This window comes from Nonomuraea longispora, assembly GCF_004348345.1.
GTDB classification, from domain to species: Bacteria; Actinomycetota; Actinomycetes; order Streptosporangiales; family Streptosporangiaceae; genus Nonomuraea; species Nonomuraea longispora.
On the sequence record NZ_SMJZ01000389.1, the window covers coordinates 1 to 2,705 of the forward strand.

2 protein-coding genes are annotated in these 2,705 nt (G+C 73.6%); both read left to right on the forward strand.

Annotated features, from left to right (window positions below; all coding sequences use genetic code 11):
* Positions 1 to 102: 102 nt before the first annotated feature.
* Complete coding sequence (locus E1267_RS43355) at positions 103 to 1,149, forward strand: MupA/Atu3671 family FMN-dependent luciferase-like monooxygenase (RefSeq protein ID WP_165960129.1); 1,047 nt, start codon at positions 103 to 105, stop codon at positions 1,147 to 1,149.
* A gap of 80 nt (positions 1,150 to 1,229) precedes the next feature.
* Positions 1,230 to 2,705 (forward strand): condensation domain-containing protein (locus tag E1267_RS43360; RefSeq protein WP_220449955.1); only part of this gene is annotated, 1,476 nt, incomplete at its 3' end.

Here is a 2,705-nt window from a genome sequence, read left to right on the forward strand (position 1 = left end):
GACGGGGGCCGTGGCGGGGGCCGTGGCGGGGGCCTCGCCCGGGCCGGGCATCCCCCGCCTGCCCAGGATCCCGCGCACCCGCCCCTGAGGAGGAGCGCCATCATGGACCTCAGCGTGATGTTCTTCGGCGCGGACGACGCGAGCACCGTCGGCCATGCCGCGAAATATGACGACATCCTGACCATCACGAAAGCCGCCGACCGGCTCGGCTTCACCGCCGTCTGGACCCCCGAGCGGCACTTCCAGCAGGTCGGGCAGGTCTTCCCCAGCCCGGCCCTGCTCAGCGCCGCCCTGGCCGTGGCCACGGAGCGCATCCACGTGCGCGCGGGCAGCCTCGTCCTCCCGCTGCACCACCCGCTGCGCGTCGCCGAGGACTGGGCCGTCGTGGACAACCTGTCGCGCGGCCGGGCCGGCGTCTCGGTGGCGACCGGCTGGCACTCGAAGGACTTCGTGCTCGCCCCCGGCGCGTACGAGGACCGCAGGGAACGGGCCTTCCGCGACCTCGCCCTGCTGCGGCGCTTGTGGGCGGGCGAGGCCGTGGAGTTCACCGACGGCGCGGGCGAGCCGGTGACGGTCACCTCGCAGCCGCGCCCGTACTCCGATCACCTGCCGCTGTGGACCACGACCTCGGGCAGCCCCGCGACGTGGGTGGCGGCCGGGCGGATGCGGACGAACATCCTCGCCGCCACCATCGGCCAGACCCGTGAGGAGCTGGCCGGGAAGATCGGCGCCTACCGCGACGCCTACGACGGTGCCCCCGAGCAGCCCGGCTCGCCGCCCAGGGGCACCGTCACGCTCATGGCGCACACCTACGTGGGCGAGACGGACGAGCACGCCACGGAGCGGGCGGGCGGGCCTCTGAAGGACTATCTCAGGTCGTACGTGGCGCAGACCGCGGCGAACAAGGGCGGCGCCGGCCGCGCGGCCGCGCTGAGTGACGAGCAGCTCGGCACGCTCGCCGAGTTCGCCTTCCAGCGCTATCTGACCTGGGGCAGCCTGCTCGGCTCGGCGGAGACGTGCCGCAAGAACCTGTCGGATCTGGCCGACATGGGCTGCGACGAGGTGGCCTGCTTCGTCGACTTCGGGCTCGGCGTGGACGAGGTGCTGGCCGGGCTCGAACGGCTCGCCGAGCTGCGGGAGGACATGTGATATCGGCAGGGGGACACACGAGATCCGCGTCACGGGGCAGCAGCGCGGAGCGGTTCGCCGCGCTCGACGGGGAGCGCCGGGTGGAGCTGCTGCGGCGGCTCGTCGCGGCGGGCAGGCTGGAGGCAATCCCCGACGTCGTGCCCCCGCGCGACCCCTCCGTGCCGGTGCGGCTCAGCCCGGCGCAGGAGGATCTGTGGGTGTTCGAGTCGCTCTATCCGGACACGGCGGCGCTCAACCTGTGCTGCTCGTACCACTTCGACACGCCCGTCGACCCCGCCGACCTGGAGGCGGCGCTGACCATCGTGCAGGACCACCACGACGTCCTGCGCATGCGGATCAGGGGTGAGGTGGGCGACCTGCGGGTGGAGTTCCCGCCGGCGGAGCCGTTCAGGCTGGAGCGGCTGGACCTGCGCGGCACGCGCGTCGGCCTGCGGGAGGCGCTGCACACGTTCAGCCGCCGCACGTTCGATCTCGACGGCGGGCGGCTGATCAGGGGCCAGTTCATCACCGTGGACGGCACGCGCTCCACGCTGGTGCTGGCGCTGCACCACATCGCGACCGACTGGTGGTCGTTCGACGTGCTGCACGGCGAGCTGACCGAGGCCTACCGCGCGGTGCGCGACCGCGCCCGGGACCGGCCCGGACCGCGCCTGAGCCGCCCCGCCATCCAGTACGCCGACTTCGCCGGCCGGCAGCGTGAGCTGGAGGCGGCGGGGGTGTTCGACGCCCAGCTCGCCTGGTGGCGACGCTACCTGGCGGACCCGCCGCGGCCGCTCACCGTCGGCTCGGCCGTCCCCGGCTGTGAGTTCAGCGGTGAGTTCGGCGGTGAGTTCGGCGTCGAGCAGATCGTCTTCCGCATCGGCCGGGACACCGAGACCGCCGTACGGGCGCTGGCGAGGGAGCGCGGAGCCACCGTGTACGGGGTGCTGATGACGGCGTTCGCCGTGTTCGCGCACCGGCTGACCGGCGAGCGCGACCTGATCACGGGCACCCCCGTGGCCAACAGGTCCGCCAAGGGCCTGGACCGCGTCATCGGCTACGTCATGAACTCCGTGCCGATCCGCTGGCGCTTCGGCGAGGACACCACGTTCGCGCGGCTGCTGTCGGAGTTCACCGCCGGCTTCCCCGAGGTGCTCGCGCACGCCGACGTGCCCGTCGGCAGGATCGTGCAGGCGGTCGACCCGGAACGGGTGGCCGGGCGCTCGCCGCTGTTCCAGTGGGTGTTCATGCACCTGCCGCGCCAGGAGAGCGTGGCCAGGCTCCGGGAGATCGCCGACCCCGAACGGGTGCACACCGGCGGTGAGCACGACCTCATCGGGATCGTGCGCGACGCCGACGACGGGTTCGAGGCGAGCCTGGAGATCCGTACCGACCTGTACGAGCCCGAGGTCGTCAGGGCCTGGGCGGAGGCGTTCACGACGCTGCTCGGCTCGCTGGTGGCCGAGCCGGACGCGCCGGTGGGCGCGGCGGACCTGGTGCCTGCGGGCCGGCCGCCGTGGCCCGCGCGCCCGACCGGCACCACGACCGGGACCAGAAGCGGGGCCACGGGCGGGCCC

Bases quoted from the DNA above. Each gene is read 5' to 3' on its own strand.
- E1267_RS43355 (WP_165960129.1), top strand. From the start codon at position 103: ATGGACCTCAGCGTGATGTTCTTCGGCGCGGACGACGCGAGCACCGTC.